Here is a 16,465-nt window from a genome sequence, read left to right as displayed (position 1 = left end):
TACTAGCCGATCAGCGAGCGCAGCACGTACTGCAGGATGCCGCCGTTGCGGTAGTAGTCCGCCTCACCGGGGGTGTCGATGCGGACGACCGCGTCGAACTCGACGGTTCCGGCGGCGCCGACGGCCGTGACCTTGACGGTCTTCGGCGTGCGGCCCTCGTTCAGCTCGGTCACACCGGCGAAGGAGAAGGTCTCCTCGCCGGTCAGGCCCAGGCTGTCGGCGTTCTGGCCGGCCGGGAACTGCAGCGGCAGCACGCCCATGCCGATCAGGTTGGAGCGGTGGATGCGCTCGTAGGACTCGGCGATGACGGCCTTGACGCCGAGCAGCGCGGTGCCCTTGGCCGCCCAGTCACGGGACGAGCCCGAGCCGTACTCCTTGCCGGCCAGCACGACCAGCGGGGTGCCGGCGGCCTGGTAGTTCTGCGAGGCGTCGTAGATGAACGACACCGGCGCGTCGGCCTGGGTGAAGTCGCGGGTGTAGCCGCCCTCGGTGCCCGGCGCGATCTGGTTGCGCAGGCGGATGTTGGCGAAGGTGCCGCGGATCATCACCTCGTGGTTGCCACGGCGCGAGCCGTACGAGTTGAAGTCGCGCTTCTCCACGCCGTGCTCGGTGAGGTACTGAGCGGCGGGCGTACCGGCCTTGATGTTGCCGGCCGGGGAGATGTGGTCGGTGGTGACCGAGTCGCCCAGCTTGGCCAGCACCCGGGCGCCGGCGATGTCGGTCACCGGGCTCGGCGTCTTGGCCATGCCCTCGAAGTACGGGGGCTTGCGGACGTAGGTGGACTCGGTGTCCCACTCGAAGGTGTTGCCGGTCGGGATCGGCAGCGACTGCCAGCGGTGGTCACCGGCGAAGACGTCCGCGTAGTCCTTGGCGAACATCTCCTGGTCGATGGAGCTGGCGACCACATCGGCCACCTCCAGCTCGGACGGCCAGATGTCGGCGAGGAAGACGTCGTTGCCGTCGGCGTCCTGGCCCAGCGAGTCGCGGGTGATGTCGATGTTCATGTTGCCGGCCAGGGCGTAGGCGACCACCAGCGGCGGGGACGCCAGGTAGTTCATCTTCACGTCCGGGTTGATCCGGCCCTCGAAGTTGCGGTTGCCGGAGAGCACCGACACCACGGCGAGGTCGGCGTCGTTGACGGCCTTCGAGACCTCCTCGGGCAGCGGGCCCGAGTTGCCGATGCAGGTGACGCAGCCGTAGCCGACCAGGTTGAAGCCCAGCTTCTCCATGTACGGGAGCAGGCCGGCCTTCTCGTAGTAGTCCATGACGACCTTGGACCCGGGGGCCAGGGTGGTCTTGACCCACGGCTTGACGTGCAGGCCCTTCTCCACGGCCTTCTTCGCCAGCAGGGCGGCGCCCAGCATGACGGAGGGGTTGGAGGTGTTGGTGCAGGAGGTGATCGAGGCGATCACGACCGCGCCGTTGTCGATCTCGTACGACGAGCCGTCAGGGGCGGAGACGACGGTCGGCTTCGAGGCCTCGGCGGCGTAGGACGGCAGCACCTCGGCGAACTTCTGCGCGGCCTCGGCCAGGATGACGCGGTCCTGCGGGCGCTTCGGGCCGGCGATCGAGGGGACGACCGTGGCCAGGTCCAGCTCCAGGTACTCGGAGTAGACCGGCTCGACCGACGGGTCGTGCCACAGGCCCTGCTCCTTGGCGTACGCCTCGACCAGGGCGAGCTGCTGCTCGCTGCGGCCGGTCAGGCGCAGGTAGTGCAGGGTCTCGTCGTCGATCGGGAAGATCGCGCAGGTCGAGCCGAACTCCGGCGACATGTTGCCGATGGTGGCGCGGTTGGCCAGCGGGATCGCGGTGACGCCGGCGCCGTAGAACTCGACGAACTTGCCGACCACACCGTGCTTACGCAGCATCTCGGTGATGGTGAGCACCAGGTCGGTGGCGGTCGCGCCGGCCGGCAGCTGGCCGTTCAGCTTGAAGCCGACCACGCGCGGGATCAGCATGGAGACCGGCTGGCCGAGCATGGCCGCCTCGGCCTCGATGCCGCCGACGCCCCAGCCCAGCACGCCCAGGCCGTTGACCATGGTGGTGTGCGAGTCGGTGCCGACGCAGGTGTCGGGGTACGCCTGGCCGCCGCGGACCATGATGGTGCGGGCCAGGTGCTCGATGTTCACCTGGTGGACGATGCCGGTGCCCGGGGGGACGACCTTGAACTCGTCGAACGCGGTCTGGCCCCAGCGCAGGAACTGGTAGCGCTCCTTGTTGCGGCCGTACTCGATCTCGACGTTCTGGGTGAACGCGTCCTTGGTGCCGAACTTGTCGGCGATGACCGAGTGGTCGATGACCAGCTCGGCCGGGGCCAGCGGGTTGATCTTGGCCGGGTCGCCGCCCAGCTCCTTCACGGCCTCGCGCATGGTGGCGAGGTCCACCACGCACGGCACGCCGGTGAAGTCCTGCATGATCACGCGGGCCGGCGTGAACTGGATCTCCTGGCTCGGCTCGGCGTTCTGGTCCCAGCCGCCGAGGGCACGGATGTGGTCGGCGGTGATGTTCGCGCCGTCCTCCGTGCGAAGCAGGTTCTCCAGCAGCACCTTGAGGCTGTACGGCAGCCGCTCGGAACCCTCGACGGCGGAGAGCTTGAAGATCTCGTACGACTCGTCGCCCACCTGCAGCGAGCTGCGGGCGTCGAAGCTGTTCGCGGACACGACTGACTCCTTCTGGATCCACCCGGTGATAAGGTAAGCCTTGCCTAAGTTGGGCGAGACCCACCGCCGATGATGGAAGGCGTACGCCTCTCGGCAAGTATCTTGATATCGAGATACATCGTAGCGCGAAGTTATCTCGATGTCGAGATAAACCATAGTGCATGGGTGGACTGGGAGTGACGTCAGGCACCCCTGTGGCGCGTCCGCATGCCCGGCACCGCTGTGGGCCTCCCACGGACCCTCGCGCGGAGCTCCCGTGGACTCCCTGAGCTCCGCCTTGGACTCCTCTCTGAGCTCCGCCCTGAGCTCCTCCCGAAGAATCTCGATTCCGACCGTAACGCGCCTGCCGGGCTCAGGCGTCCAATCCCGTGCACGGACGATCGGACGGTGCGGACGCCTCGGGCGTCGAGGGCGGGAACGGGGAGAGCGAGTGATCGGGAAGCTGCGGGGCGGTGCGGCTCCAGCGGGGTTCGAGGAGTTCGCACTCACCAGAGGGCGCCACCTGTTCCGCACGGCGCTGTTGCTGTGCGGCGACTGGCACCTCGCCGAGGACCTCACCCAGATCGCCCTGGCGAAGATCTACGCCTCCTGGGGCCGGGTGCAGCGGGCGGACAGTCAGGACGCCTATACGCGCAGCGTGCTGGTCCGGACGTACCTGTCGCACCGTCGGCTGCGGCGCAGCGCGGAGCGGCCGGCGTACGGCGAGCTACCGGAGGACGTGGCGCCCGGCGGTGATCCGGCGCTGCGGATGACGCTGCTCGCCGCGCTGGGCGAGCTCTCGCCGCGGGACCGGGCGGTGCTGGTGCTGCGGTACTGGGAGGACCGCAGCGTCGAGGAGACCGCCGTCGAGCTGGGTCTCAGCGCGGGGGCGGTGCGCAGTCAGAGCCTGCGGGCGCTGGCGCGGCTGCGCACGACGCTCGGCTCGAAGGCGGACCTGCTGCAGGCGTAGCCGGGACCGACGACAGGGACGGCAGGGACGGCAGGGACGGCAGGGATGACATGAACGACGTGGACAACATGGACGGGGAGAGGGATACCGCATGGACGAGAAGGATCTCGAAGCGGATGGCGCCCGGCTCGCGCAGACCTTCGGGCGGGCCATGGGCGGGGTAGGGCCGGAGCTCGCGCCGCTGGTCAGCGGCGCGGCGGAGCGCGGGCGGGTGCTGCGGCGGCGCCGACGCCTCGGCACGGCCGCCTCCGCGGCGGCGGTGGTCGTGCTGGCGGTCGGCGTCGTGCAACTCGCCGGCGGCCGCGGACCGGGCAGCACGCAGACGGTGGTCGGAGCGATGGGCGCGAGTCGGTCTCCGGCGGCAGCGTCGCCGACCGACGCCGCCGACGCCCCGCGACCGCCCGGCACCCTGGCGATCACCGGGCAGGGCCTGCTGCTGGTCGCCGCCGACACGCTGCCGCCGGGCACGAAGCTGACCAATCCGCAGGGAAGCAGCATGATGGTCGAGCTGGCGGGCGGTGATACGACGTCGGTCGGTGCGAGCGGGACGGCGTTCACCGTGGTGGACCGGGTGTACGGTTCGCAGTCCCTCGACCTGAGCATCTCCAGCCACTTCGTGGAGCTCCTGTCCTCGAAGCGCGGGCCGGGCGGGCAGGGGGACACCCCGCTCGACTGTGGCAAGGCCTTGCCGGCAGCCCACCTGACGTCCTGCACCGACAGCACGCTGCCCGATGGGGGCCGCCTAGAGGTCTCCGAAGCCAGCACGTCGGGCGGCACCTCGCGCACCGTGTCCGTGCTGCGGGCGGACGGCATGCTGGTCACAGCCATCGCGCAGCACCTGCCCCCGAACAACGCCCCGGGCGTGACCGCGCCCCCCGGGCTGTCCGCCCCGACCCTGACGGCGGATCAGCTGAAGGCCGTGGCACTGAGTCCGGAACTCCAGCCCTGGGTCAGCGAGCAGTTCGCGGCGCGGGCGGCCTCGACGATCCGGCCGTACCGGGACGTGGGCAGCGGGGCATCGGCCTCGCCGTCCGCGAGCCCGACCAACACCTGGCGGCCGAGCGGGAGCCCGTTGGCACCGTCGCCGGGCAGCTCGGGTCGGCCGAGTGACTCGGGCGTGCCGAATGCCGCCGGCTCGCCGTCATAGGCGATGGGGAGTGGCTCGGCGGCGCCGAGCAGCGGCCGGGGGCGGGGTGCGGGGTGCGGCGGCAGGGTGAGGGCGGGCGGGCAGGGTGGGTGGCGCCTTGCGGGAGCCTGTCGCCGTCCGCCGCGGGCGGGAAGGCTAGCGTGGCGCACGGCCCGGACGGACGGGTCGTCACCTCGCACGCCCTGGGAGACCCGCCTGTGATCGTCGTCGATGCCTCCGCCCTCGTCCTCGCGCTCGCCGACCAGGGGGCCCGGGGGGACGCCGCCCGCGCCGCGCTGGCCGCGGACGCCGAGTGGGCGGCGCCGGAGCACCTGCTGATCGAGGTGATGCAGTCGCTGCGCGGGCGGTACCTGGCACGGGAGAACACCGCCGAGCAGGTCACGGCACTGGCGGCCGAGCTGCCCGGAATCGCGTTCCGGAAGGTGGAGCTGGCGCCGCTGCTCGGCCGGGTCTGGGAGCTGAAGGACAACCTGACCCCGGACGACGCCGCCTATGTCGCGGTCGCCGAGCAGCTCGGGGCGCCGCTGGTGACCGCGGACCTGCGACTGATGCGGGCCAGCGGGCCGCGCTGCGAGATCCGCGGGATCACCGGCGACCCGGCGTGACCCTGCCGGCGGGGTGACCGGCGGGGCAGGAGCGAGTCAGGAGCCGAGGGTGGCCACCAGTACCGCCTTGATGGTGTGCATCCGGTTCTCCGCCTGGTCGAAGACGATCGAGTGCGCGGACTCGAAGAGCTCGTCGGTGCACTCCAGCTCGGCCATGCCGGTGGTCGCGTACAGCTGCCGGGCGATCTCGGTCTCCAGGTTGTGGTAGGCGGGCAGGCAGTGCAGGAACTTGACGCCCGGGTTGCCGGTGGCGCGCACGGTGTCCATCGAGACCTGGTACGGCTTCAGCAGCTCGATCCGATCCGCCCAGACCTCCTTGGGCTCGCCCATCGAGACCCAGACGTCGGTGTAGAGGAAGTCGGCGCCGGCCACGCCGTCCGCGACGGACTCGGTGAGCGTGATCCGCGCCCCGCTGACAGCCGCGAGCTGCTCGGCGGCCGCGCGGACCTCCTCGGCCGGCCAGAGCTGCTCGGGGGCCACGATCCGGATGTCCAGACCGAGCAGCGCCCCGGTGACCAGCAGCGAGTTGCCCATGTTGTTCCGCGCGTCGCCGAGGTACGCGAGCGCGACGTCGGTCAGCGGCTTGTCGCTGTGCTCCTGGATGGTGAGGATGTCGGCCAGCATCTGGGTCGGGTGCCACTCGTCGGTGAGGCCGTTCCAGACCGGCACTCCGGCGAACGCCGCCAGCTCCTCGACGATCTCCTGGCCACGGCCGCGGTACTCGATCCCGTCGAACATCCGGCCGAGCACCCGGGCCGAGTCCTTGATGGACTCCTTGTGGCCGATCTGCGAGCCGGCCGGGTCCAGGTACGTGGTGCCGGCCCCCTGGTCGTGAGCGGCCACCTCGAAGGAGCAGCGGGTCCGGGTCGAGGTCTTCTCGAAGATCAGCGCGATGTTCTTGCCGCGCAGCCGGGGCTGCTCGGTGCCGGCGTACTTCTCGGCCTTGAGCTGCGCGGCGAGCTCGATCAGGGAGCGGAACTCCTCGGCCGTGAAGTCGAGCTCCTTGAGGAAGTGCCGGTTCCGAAGATTCGAGGCCATGCCGGGCTCCTGAAGACGAAAGCGAAGGGGCTGAGCGGCAATAGTATACGAGGAACTGAATTTCTATGCATTGAGTCTGCCGTCCGGCCGGCCTGCCACCGCGGTCAGGTGGTGGCAGGCCTGCATGGCGCGAGCCGGTGAGGCCCGGGCCCGCGCGAGGCGGGGCGACGCCCGGGCCCGAGCCTGCTAGAGCCGCGGGTCGACCGGCTCCGACTCCAGCGCCAGGACGGCGAACACCGGTTCGTGCACCCGCCAGAGCGGTTCGCCGCCGGCCAGCCGGTCCAGCGCCTCCAGGCCGAGCGCGTACTCGCGCAGCGCGAGTGAGCGCTTGTGGCCCAGGGTGCGCTGGCGCAGCGAGCCGAGGTGCTCGGTGTAGTCCGGGCCGTAGATGATCCGCAGGTACTCCCGGCCGCGGACCTTCAGACCCGGCTGGACCAGCCCGCCCGGGCGGCCCTCCCTGGCCTCACCGCGGACCAGCGAGGCGAGCGGCTTGACCACCATGCCCTCGCCGCCGGCTCCGGTGAGCTCCTCCCACCAGGCGGTACCGGCCGCGATCGAGGCCTCGTCCGCGGTGTCCACCACCACTCGGCCGGTGGACCGCAGCAGGGGTTCGGGCCGCGCCGATCCGGCGGCGGCCGCACCGCTGCCGGAGCAGGCCGCCTCGTCGGCGGCCACCAGGCGGTCGATCCAGCCGAGGTGCTGGTCGTGCGGGCGCACCGCGAGGTTGGCGCCCTCCGCGGCGAGCACCTGGAACGGCGCCAGCCGGATCCCGGCCAGCCCCTCCGTCGGCCAGCAGTAGCGCCGGTACGCCACCGTGAAGGCACCGGCGTCCGCCTCACGGCGGCGGTGGCGCTCGGTCAGCTCGGCCAGCCCCTCGATGCCCCGGGCCGTGGCGCGCTCCAGCGCGGCCAGCGCGTCGGGCAGCGCCGCGCGGGCGGCCGCGCCGACCGCCGCGTACTGACGGCGCAGCAGGTCCACAGCCTTGAGCGACCACGGCAGCAGCTCGGCGTCCAGCAGCAGCCAGTCGGTTGCCAGCTCGGTGAAGAGGCCGGCCTGCTCGGCGGCGGCCCGCACCCGGTCCAGGATCGCCCCGGTCAGGTCCTGATCGCCGAGGAAGGCACGGCCGGTCCTGGTCCAGATCGCACCGGGCCCGGCCAGGCCGAACCGGCTCTCCAGCGCGGCCGGATCCCGGGCGACCAGCAGCACGGCCCGCGAGCCCATGTGCTTCTCCTCGCAGACCACCTCGCGCACGCCGTCGGCGCGGTAGGCGAAGAAGGCCTCCTCGGGGTGCTCCAGGTAGCCGTCCCGGCGCGAGGTCGGGCTGGGCGCCATGGTCGGCGGGAGGTAGGCGAGCAGGCGCGGGTCCAGCGCGAAGCGGCTCATCACTTCGAGCGCGGCCGCGGCGTTCTCCTCCCGGACCGACACCCGGCCGGCCAGCGTGGTCTCCACCACCCGGCGCCCGGCGACGTCGGCGAGATCCAGCGGACGGCCCTCGCGGGCTCCCGGAGCGTCGGTGATCACCGGGCGGACCGGCGCGTACCACTCCTGCTCGGCCGGCACGCTCACCAGCTCGCGCTCGGGGTAGCGCAGCGCGGTGAGGCTACCGCCGAAGACGCAGCCGGTGTCCAGGCAGATGGTGTTGTTGAGGAAGCTCGCGGTCGGCACCGGGGTGTGGCCGTAGACCACCATCGCCTTGCCCCGGTACTCCTCGGCCCACGGGTAGCGCACCGGCAGGCCGTACTCGTCCGTCTCGCCGGTGGTCTCGCCGTACAGCGCGTGCGAGCGGACCCGGCCGGAGTTGCGGCCCTGGTACTTCTCCGGCAGGCCGGCGTGGCAGACCACCAGGTTGCCACCGTCCAGCAGGTAGTGGCTGACCAGGTCGCGCATGAAGGCGCGGACCTCGGTGCGGAACTCCTCCGGCTCGGCCGCCAGCTGCTCCAGCGACTCCTTGAGACCGTGCGAGACGGTGACCTGACGGCCCGACATCGCGCGGCCGAGCTTGTTCTCGTGGTTCCCGGGCACGCAGAGGGCGTGACCGGCCGCGACCATGCCCATCACCAGGCGCAGCACGCCCGGTGTGTCCGGGCCGCGGTCCACCAGGTCGCCGACGAAGACCGCGGTCCGGCCCTCGGGCGGCACGGCGTCGACCGGGCGGCCCTGCTCGTCCGGGGTCAGCCGGTAGCCGAGCCGGGTGAGCAGCGTCTCCAGCTCGGCGCGGCAGCCGTGGATGTCGCCGACGATGTCGAACGGACCGGTGCGCTCGCGCAGGTCGTTCCAGCGCTTCTCCAGAACAATCTCGGCCGCGTCCACCTCGGCCGTCCCGCGCAGGTGGTGCACCTTGCGGAAGCCCTCACGCTCCAGCGCACTGAGCGACCGGCGCAGCTCGCGGTGCTGACGCGGGATCACGTGGGCACCGAAGTCGCGGTCCGGCCGGGTGCGGTTGCGCTCGGCGCAGACGCCCGGCGGGACGTCCAGCACGATCGCGATCGGCAGCACGTCGTGCGCGCGGGCGAGCGCGACCAGCTGCTTGCGGGCCGCCTGCTGCACGTTGGTCGCGTCCACCACGGTGAGCCGGCCGGCCGCCAGCCGCTTGCCGACGATGTAGTGCAGCAGCTCGAAGGCGTCGGCGGAGGCCGACTGGTCGTTCTCGTCGTCCGACACCAGGCCGCGGCAGTAGTCGGAGGAGATCACCTGGGTGCCGGCGAAGTGCTTGCGCGCGAAACTGGACTTGCCCGAGCCGCTCACGCCGATCAGGACCACCAGTGAGAGGTCCGTGACGGGGAGGCGACGCGTGTGGTCCGGGGCAGCGAGGGTGCTCGCTGCCTGGGGCTCGTCGGTCATCGGGTCGCGCTCCTCTCGGGGGTGGTGGCTTCGGTGACGGTGGTGCCGGTGGTGCTGGTGGTGGCGGTGGTGGCGGTGCTGCTCTTCACAGTCGGCCTGCCCAGGCGGAAGAACGCGAGCTGGGTGGGCGGGCCGACCTCGGCGTCGTCCGGACCGACCGGGTGGATGCTGACGGTGTATCCGTAGTTCGCCGCCACCCGCTCCGCCCAGGAGCGGAACTCGGCGCGGTCCCACTCGAAGCGGTGGTCGGCGTGCCGGACGTGGCCCGCAGGGAGGGTCTCCCAGCGGACGTTGTACTCGGCGTTCGGCGTGGTGACGATCACGGTGGCCGGGCGGGCGGCGCCCAGCACCGCGTGCTCCAGCGCCGGGAGCCTGGGCAGGTCCAGGTGCTCGATGACCTCGGAGAGCACGGCCGCGTCGTAGCCCTTGAGCCGGGCGTCGGTGTAGGTCAGCGCGCCCTGCACCAGCCGCACCCGCTCGGCCTGACGCTCCGGCAGGCGGTCCAGCCGCAGCTTGCGGGTGGCAGCCGCCAGCGCGCCCGAGGAGACGTCAACACCGAGGATCTCGGTGAAGCGGCGCTGCTTCAGCAGAGCGCCGATCAGCTCGCCCTGTCCGCAGCCGAGGTCGAGCACCCGGGTCGCGCCGGCCTCGTCCAGCAGCCCGATGATCGCCTCACGGCGCTGCTGGGCGAGCGGGACCGGCTTGGGGTCGGCAGCCGCGCCCTCCAGGTCCAGGTCCAGGTCCGGGCCCGGCGCCGAATCCTCTCCGGGCCCGGCCGCATCCGGTCCGCCGGGGTCCACGGCGTTGTCCAGGTCCTCCGCCTCGTCGCCGTCGGCCTCGGCGAGCCGGGCCAGCTCCAGCCGGCGCATCGCCTCGTTCGCCAGCGACCAGCGGCGGTGCAGGTAACGACGGATGATCAGGTTGCGCTCCGGGTGGTCGGCGAGCCAGCCCTCCCCCGCGTCGAGCAGCTTGTCCACCTCGTCGGGGGCGACCCAGTAGTGCTTGGCGCCGTCGAGCACCGGGAGCAGCACGTAGAGCTGCTGCAGGGCGTCGGCCAACCGGAGCGTGCCGGTCAGTTCGAGTCGCAGGTAGCGCGAGGCGCCCCACTCCGGGATGGTCTCGTCCAGCGGGATCGTCTCGGCGCCGACCTGCCAGCCGAGCGGCTCGAAGAGCCGGTTGACCAGCGGCCGCTCGTCCAGCGGCTCCCCGGCCGGTCGGCCAGGGTGCGACCGGCCGCCCGCGGCCCGGGGCTCGCCACCGCCCACCGCGACCGCCGGCAGCCGCACGGTCAGCGGGCGCGCCTGCTCGGCCAGTCCCGGCCGCTGCTCGCAGACACCCTTCATCGCGGTACGGAAGACCGTGCGCAGCGCCACCGCGAGCAGCGAGGAGGCCGCGTACGGGCGATCGTTCACGTACTGCGCGAGAGCGAAGTCGGGCGAGCCGCCCCGGCCCCGGCCGTTGCCACGACCGCGCCGGACCAGCGCGATCGGGTCGACGTCCAGCAGCAGCGCGGCGGTGCACATCTGCTCGCTCGCCTCGGGATAGAAGACGTGCGCCTCGCCGTGCGACGTGCTGAAGCGCTGCGCCTTCCCGGGGTGCTTGTGCAGCAGAAAGCCCAGGTCGGTGGCCGGGTGGTCGATGGTTCCGGTGGTCGAGATCGAGATGAACACCCGGTCGAGTATTCCTCGCGCGCCCCGGTCGGAGCACGCCATTTTGTTCCGGCGGCAATGGCACGCGGCGAGCGAGGGAGGGTCGGACGAGCGACCGGATGATCAGCGGCCCGGACCGCCGGACCGCCGGTGGAACAGGGCGGGCCGCAGTCGTCCGCACCCTGGGCGCTTTCGGCAGGAGTGGCCGGAATTCGTTACCGTGCTCGATGTGACTGCTGAAACGACCTCCCCCGCCCTTCGTGGCGCCGTCGCCGCTGGTCTGGCCACCATCGCCGCCGACGGCACCGTGCTCGACACCTGGTACCCCGCCCCCGTCCTGGCCGCCGAGCCGGGCCCGTCCGGCACCGTCCGCCTGACGGCCGAGCAGGCCGAGGCCGAGCTCGGCACCGGCGCGACCGCCGCACTGCGCACCGACGCCCGCCGTGGCGTCGAGGTCGTCGCGGTGCGCACCGTGATCGGCTCGCTCGACGAGAAGCCGCTCGACGCCCACGACGCCTACCTGCGCCTGCACCTGCTGAGCCACCGGCTGGTCCAGCCGAACGGCCAGAGCCTGGACGGTGTCTTCGGTCTGCTCGCGAACGTCGCCTGGACCAGCATCGGCCCGGTGCCGGTGGAGCTGGTCGAGCAGGCCCGCCTCGCGGTCCGCGCGGAGGGCGGCCAGCTGGCCGTCTACGGGATCGACAAGTTCCCGCGGATGACGGACTACGTGGCCCCGCAGGGCGTCCGGATCGCGCACGCCGACCGGGTCCGCCTCGGCGCCCACCTGGCCGTCGGCACGACCGTGATGCACGAGGGCTTCGTGAACTTCAACGCCGGGACGCTGGGCACCTCGATGGTCGAGGGCCGGATCAGCGCGGGCGTCGTGGTCGGCGACCACAGCGACATCGGCGGCGGCGCCTCGATCATGGGCACCCTGTCGGGCGGCGGCAAGCAGGTCGTCTCCGTCGGCGAGCGCTGCCTGCTGGGTGCCAACGCGGGCATCGGCATCTCGCTCGGCAGCGACTGCGTCGTCGAGGCCGGCCTGTACGTCACGGCCGGCACCCGGGTCACGCTGCCGGACGGCACGGTCGCCAAGGCGGTCGAGCTCTCGGGCCAGGACAACCTGCTGTTCCGCCGCAACTCGCAGTCGGGCGCGGTCGAGGTGATCGCCCGCTCCGGGTCGTGGGGTGGACTGAACGCCGAGCTGCACGCTCACAACTGACCTCCTGTCAGATGGTGGGGATTCCTGGGAACCCCCGCTGTGCCGAGGCCCCGGCCGCGCTCCCGCGCCGCCGGGGCCTCGGCGTAGCGGGAGCGGAGTAGCGCGGGTGACGCGGGTGACGCGGCGGGGACGAGACGGCAGCGCATAGCCGAGTCGACGGGAGCCGGGCAAGCCCGGGTCACTCGGGGGACTGAGCCACCGGGACGGCTCGACCGCATCGGGTGGTCGCCGGTGACCCGGTGCGGCGGCGGCTCGTTGAGCCGACAGGGCCTCGCGCCCCCGCGGTGGCCGCCGGATGGGCTTCGCCGCCGTCCGACGCATCAGTCAGCACGACCGAGCTGGAGAGGTCCCCCATGCCCGAGCCCAGGTACGAGGCACCCGTCGCACCGCCACTGCCCACGGCCGCACCCGCCGGCTCGCCCAGGAGTCTGCTCGACCAGATGCAGGAGCTGCTCGCCTCGGTCAACGCCGATCTGGCCGGACTCGGCGCCGACCTCGAGTCGGCCGGTGCCCGGGCGGCCGAGCGGCCCGGCGCTCCCGAAGCCCCGGCGGGCTCCGGCGCCTGGTAGCAGCGCCGCAGTGCGGTCGGCACCCCGCCGGGCGGCGGCCCCTTCGCCAGGGACACCTTCTTCGCCGAGCACACCTTCGACGCGGGCGCCGGGGGCGGGGTCAGCGTGAGCACCAGGGTTGGCGGCTGCCTCGGCGACGCGGCCGCCGGGTCGCAGCCGTGCACCTCACCGCCCGCGTCGGTCGGCTCGCCCTGCTGCGCCGCGCCCGGCAGGCCGGGCGAGTCCGGCGGCTCCGGCGGCTTCCGCTCCGGCGTTGTCCCCGACGGATCGGGCGGCTCGGGCGGCCCCGGCAGCTCGGACGACTCCCCGTCGGACTGCCGCCCCTCCTGGTGGCCACGGCGGCGCAGAACCCGGAGCATTTCGACCACCAGCTCCCGGCACTCCGTGTTCGCGTCGATTCCGTCGATGGCCTGCCAGTAGACGCTCTCCGCCAGCGCGTCGCCCGCGATGGCCTCCAGCGCCTCGGACACCTCCACCAAGAGGTGCCGCAGCTGCTGCAGAGCGAGCTCCGGCTCGCCCAGGCTGCTCAGCCGAGCGGCGCGCCCGCTGGGCGCCCAGTCCCCGTGCTCCGGCCGGTCGGCGGCCGACTCCAGGCAGCCGACCGCGTGGCTGCCCGCGTGGGCGAGCAGCTGCGCCAGCGCGCCCAGCTCCGCCACCGGCTCCTCGGCGAGCCACCCCGCCAGCGTCTCGGTCAGCGTGGCCACCTGCCAGGCCTCGGACAGCACGTCCGGCACCGTCCTGGCCTCGGCGAGCGCGTGCCGGGCGGCCCTGATCAAACGCAGCGCATCCATGAGTCGGGACTCCTCTCACTCCTGACGGACCGGGCCGGCCTGACCGCCCGCCACGGAACGGTCCGTCAGGAGTAGAGAGTGCGCGCCGACCGGGGCTTGCGTCCGAACCGATCGCAAAGCTGTGGACAACCCCGGGGCTGTGGATAGTTTCGGCTCAATTGCCGGGCTGATCATCGTTCTGATCAGCCCGTTCGGGTGAGGCCGGCACCGGGAAGCGGTGCTCGTTGCGCTCGATCTTCGCGGCCAGCGCGGCCAGCGGATCGACACCGACCGTCGTACAGAACTGCACCAGGTACGCCAGCACATCGGCGACCTCGTCCCGCACCCGGTGCGCCCGATCCGGATCGTCCATGACGGCCGCGGACTGCTCGGGGGTCAGCCACTGGAAGATCTCCAGCAGCTCCGACGCCTCCACGCTGAGCGCCACGGCGAGGTTCTTCGGTGTGTGGAACGGCTGCCAGTGCCGGACGGCGGCGAAGTCCGCCAGCCGTTTCGCCAGTTCGTCCAAGGTGAAGGACGGCGAGCTGGGCAGGGACAGCGGCAGGGGCTCGGGTGGGGTGGCTCGTTCGGTCACCGCTCCAGGTTTACCGCATCCTCCGCCTCGCCCGGCCCGGGTTGGGCCGGCACCCGGGGCGCCTCCGGCAGCAGCACGCTGTGTCCGCTCATCGGGTCCCGACGGCACTCCACCAGGTCGACGCCCGCCACCAGCCGGGCCGCCGCCGGGTCCTGCAGCGCCGCCAGCAGCCGGACGTGGTCCTTGTCGCACATCTCGCGGGCCAGCCGGAGCAGCGAGCCGGTCTGCTCGTCCGAGAGCCCGGCCCCGAGATCCTGCGCGAGCACCGTCAACTGCCGCTGCGCCCAGGGCACTTCGATGGCTGGATCGACGTCCAGCACACCCGCGCCGGTCAGCAGGACGGCCGCGAAGGCGAGCAGCCGCAGCATCCCGTCCGAGGCCTGGTCGGCGCCGGTGCGCCCGAGTACGCCCTCGTCGAATACCGCGAGCACGCGCTCCTGCGGACTGTGGCCGCGCCGGGCCACGTCCAGGCCGAGCAGCGGGTGCGGGGCCGCCGACTGGACCGCCTTGAGCAGCCGCCCGTACCGGCGGGTGCACTCGCCCTGCAGCCGGGCCAGCACCGCGGAGAGGTTCGCGGCGCTGGGCAGCAGCCGGACCTGCGGGTCGGCCCGGACCCAGCCGCGCATCAGTGCCGGCACCGGGTGGACCGGGAAGACCTCGCGCAACGCGGTCAACACCTGCTCGGCGGCGGCCAGCACCTTGCGCTCGCCGGGCGAGGAGCCGGCCACCCGAAGCGGGATCTGCGTGGTGATCAGCGTGCCACTCGGGAACGGAGCTCGGATATCACCCTGACGGGTGTCGTTGTGCCAGCTCACGTTGACGCGGCCGCCCGGCACGTCCTGCTCACCGGTCTCCACCAGGGTCTGCCCGTCGCAGGCCAGCCACTCGCGGGCGATCCGGACCCGGCCGTCGGTGCGGATCACCAGCTCCAGACGGATCGGTCCCGCACCGGAGCTGACGGTGCAGCCCAGGATGATCGCGTTGCGACCGTGCGGCACGCAGCCCAGCAGTCCGCCGCGCACCGGCGCGGCCAACGGCCCGCTGGCACCGCCGATGCCGTCCAGCGAGGGGCCGATCTCCTCGCCGAGCGCCAGCCGGGCGAGCACTGCGAGCGCGTCCAGCGCGTTCGCCTTGCCGACGCCCGCCGGGCCGTGCAGCACGGTGATCGGCGACAGCGGCAGGGTGGCGCGGCGGTAGGACTTGAAGGAGGTGAGGCGGACCTCCTCGACCGTGGGCCGGAGCGCCGCGCGGGCGGCGCTGAGCGCCGGGGCGGGCGGCGGACCGACGGCTGGACGGCGGCCGGCGGCGGCTGTCGCAGTGGCGGCCGCAGCAGCGGCAGCGGGGCGGGCAGTAGTGGCGGCGGGGCGCGCGGCGGCTTCGCTGGTCACCGAGCCGACCCTACTGACGCGGGATCGGGCAGGCGGTCGCAGAAACGTGCCTGCGACACGGGATTCATCCCAACGGGGAGACGGGCCGGAGTGAGAAGTCAGGCAGACCGACGCCTGGCGCGCGGGCGCGGGCGGTGCCGGACAGCGGCAGGCGGCAGGCGCCGGAACGTCAGCGGTACGTCGCGACCTGCACCGAGCCGGTCACCGTCACCGGTTCGGGCAGCTCCGCGAGCGCGGCGGCGAGCGCGGCGGGGTCGGTGTGCCAGGCGTTCGGGCCCATGCCGACCACGGCGGCGACGTCCCGGTGGGTCAGGCTCAGCTCGAACTCCACCTCGGTCCGCTCCACCAGCGCGAACCAGGGGCTGAGCTTCTCGTCGATCCGCCGCTCCTTCTCCTCGTCGACCGAGAGCAGGCCGAGTCCGGCGACCAGTTCCCGCAGGTGCCGCGAGGTGGGCGCGACCAGCAACAGGCTGCCGCCGGGGCGCAGCACGCGACGGATCTCGGCGCCGTTGCGGGGGGCGAAGACGTTGAGCACCAGGTCCGCGCAGCCGTCCGTCAGCGGGAGCGGGCGCCAGGCGTCACAGACCACCGCACCAGCGCGCGGGTGCGCCTTGGCGGCCCGGCGCAGCGCGAACTTGGAGATGTCGAGCGCCGCTCCGGCCATGCCGACCGCGTCGAGGACGCGTGCGAGGTAGTAGCCGGTGCCGGCTCCGAGGTCGGCGACCAGCCCGGGCAGCGGCCCAGTGGCGGTGGCGGGGACGGTACCGGTGGCCGCGACGGCGGCCGCCGCGAGTGCCTCGGCGATCGGCGCATAGTGGCCGGCCGCGAGGAAGTCGCTGCGGGCGGCCACCATCTCGGCGGTGTCGCCGGTCCCGGTGTGCGCGTCGCCGGGCAGCAGGCTGACGTAGCCCTGCTTCGCGACGTCGAAGGAGTGGCCGCCGGCGCAGCGCACGGCGCGCCCAGCCGGGTCGAGGGCAACGCCCAGGCCGCAGAAGGGGCAGGTCAGATACCGTTCGATGTCCCGGAGCACCG

12 protein-coding genes are annotated in these 16,465 nt (G+C 72.7%); 4 read left to right on the top strand and 8 right to left on the bottom strand.

From position 1 onward, the window contains the following. Window positions 1-2: 2 nt before the first annotated feature. Window positions 3-2,660, bottom strand: coding sequence for an aconitate hydratase AcnA (gene acnA, locus AC060L_RS12515; protein ID WP_483798751.1), 2,658 nt, complete (start codon window positions 2,658-2,660; stop codon window positions 3-5). A gap of 430 nt (window positions 2,661-3,090) precedes the next feature. Here acnA and AC060L_RS12510 point away from each other — a divergent pair, with 430 nt between their 5' ends. The 3 genes from AC060L_RS12510 (at window position 3,091) to AC060L_RS12500 (ending at window position 5,361) form a co-directional block, all read left to right on the top strand. Then, complete coding sequence (locus tag AC060L_RS12510; RefSeq protein WP_483798750.1) at window positions 3,091-3,609, top strand: SigE family RNA polymerase sigma factor; 519 nt, start codon at window positions 3,091-3,093, stop codon at window positions 3,607-3,609. A 91-nt stretch (window positions 3,610-3,700) separates the two neighbouring features. Beyond that, complete coding sequence (locus tag AC060L_RS12505; protein WP_483798749.1) at window positions 3,701-4,756, top strand: hypothetical protein; 1,056 nt, start codon at window positions 3,701-3,703, stop codon at window positions 4,754-4,756. A gap of 140 nt (window positions 4,757-4,896) precedes the next feature. Beyond that, window positions 4,897-5,361, top strand: coding sequence for a type II toxin-antitoxin system VapC family toxin (locus AC060L_RS12500; protein ID WP_483798748.1), 465 nt, complete (start codon window positions 4,897-4,899; stop codon window positions 5,359-5,361). Window positions 5,362-5,397: 36 nt separating this feature from the next. Here AC060L_RS12500 and argF read toward each other — a convergent pair whose 3' ends face one another. The 3 genes from argF to AC060L_RS12485 form a co-directional block, all read right to left on the bottom strand. Beyond that, window positions 5,398-6,399, bottom strand: coding sequence for an ornithine carbamoyltransferase (gene argF / locus AC060L_RS12495; RefSeq protein ID WP_483798747.1), 1,002 nt, complete (start codon window positions 6,397-6,399; stop codon window positions 5,398-5,400). 186 nt (window positions 6,400-6,585) lie between these two features. Further along, window positions 6,586-9,240: a polynucleotide kinase-phosphatase gene (locus AC060L_RS12490; RefSeq protein WP_483798746.1), complete on the bottom strand. Its 2,655-nt coding sequence runs from the start codon at window positions 9,238-9,240 to the stop codon at window positions 6,586-6,588. After that, window positions 9,237-10,910 carry a 3' terminal RNA ribose 2'-O-methyltransferase Hen1 gene (locus tag AC060L_RS12485; RefSeq protein WP_483798745.1) on the bottom strand — a complete coding sequence of 558 codons (1,674 nt, stop codon included), beginning with the start codon at window positions 10,908-10,910 and terminating at the stop codon, window positions 9,237-9,239. The genes AC060L_RS12490 and AC060L_RS12485 overlap by 4 nt, the downstream gene beginning before the upstream one ends. A 208-nt stretch (window positions 10,911-11,118) precedes the next feature. On the opposite strand from AC060L_RS12485, the gene dapD reads away from it, so the two are divergent. Then, window positions 11,119-12,111 (top strand): 2,3,4,5-tetrahydropyridine-2,6-dicarboxylate N-succinyltransferase, encoded by a 993-nt coding sequence (gene dapD, locus AC060L_RS12480; protein WP_483798744.1) that lies wholly within the window; start codon window positions 11,119-11,121, stop codon window positions 12,109-12,111. A 178-nt stretch (window positions 12,112-12,289) separates the two neighbouring features. Here dapD and AC060L_RS12475 read toward each other — a convergent pair whose 3' ends face one another. The 4 genes from AC060L_RS12475 to AC060L_RS12460 all read right to left on the bottom strand — a co-directional run bounded on the left by AC060L_RS12475 (window position 12,290) and on the right by AC060L_RS12460 (window position 16,463). Then, entirely contained in the window at window positions 12,290-13,471 is a 1,182-nt protein-coding gene (locus AC060L_RS12475; protein ID WP_483798743.1) for a DUF6099 family protein, read from the bottom strand. Between the two features lie 154 nt (window positions 13,472-13,625). Beyond that, window positions 13,626-14,003, bottom strand: coding sequence for a nucleotide pyrophosphohydrolase (locus AC060L_RS12470; RefSeq protein WP_483798925.1), 378 nt, complete (start codon window positions 14,001-14,003; stop codon window positions 13,626-13,628). Between the two features lie 38 nt (window positions 14,004-14,041). Continuing rightward, window positions 14,042-15,433: an AAA family ATPase gene (locus AC060L_RS12465; protein WP_483798742.1), complete on the bottom strand. Its 1,392-nt coding sequence runs from the start codon at window positions 15,431-15,433 to the stop codon at window positions 14,042-14,044. 169 nt (window positions 15,434-15,602) lie between these two features. Continuing rightward, window positions 15,603-16,463 carry a putative RNA methyltransferase gene (locus AC060L_RS12460; protein ID WP_483798741.1) on the bottom strand — a complete coding sequence of 287 codons (861 nt, stop codon included), beginning with the start codon at window positions 16,461-16,463 and terminating at the stop codon, window positions 15,603-15,605. Between the last annotated feature and the right edge of the window lie 2 nt (window positions 16,464-16,465).

Source organism: Kitasatospora sp. NEAU-69, assembly GCF_057158765.1.
Note: the sequence above shows the minus strand (reverse complement) of the source record. Positions and strands in the feature narration are given on the sequence as shown.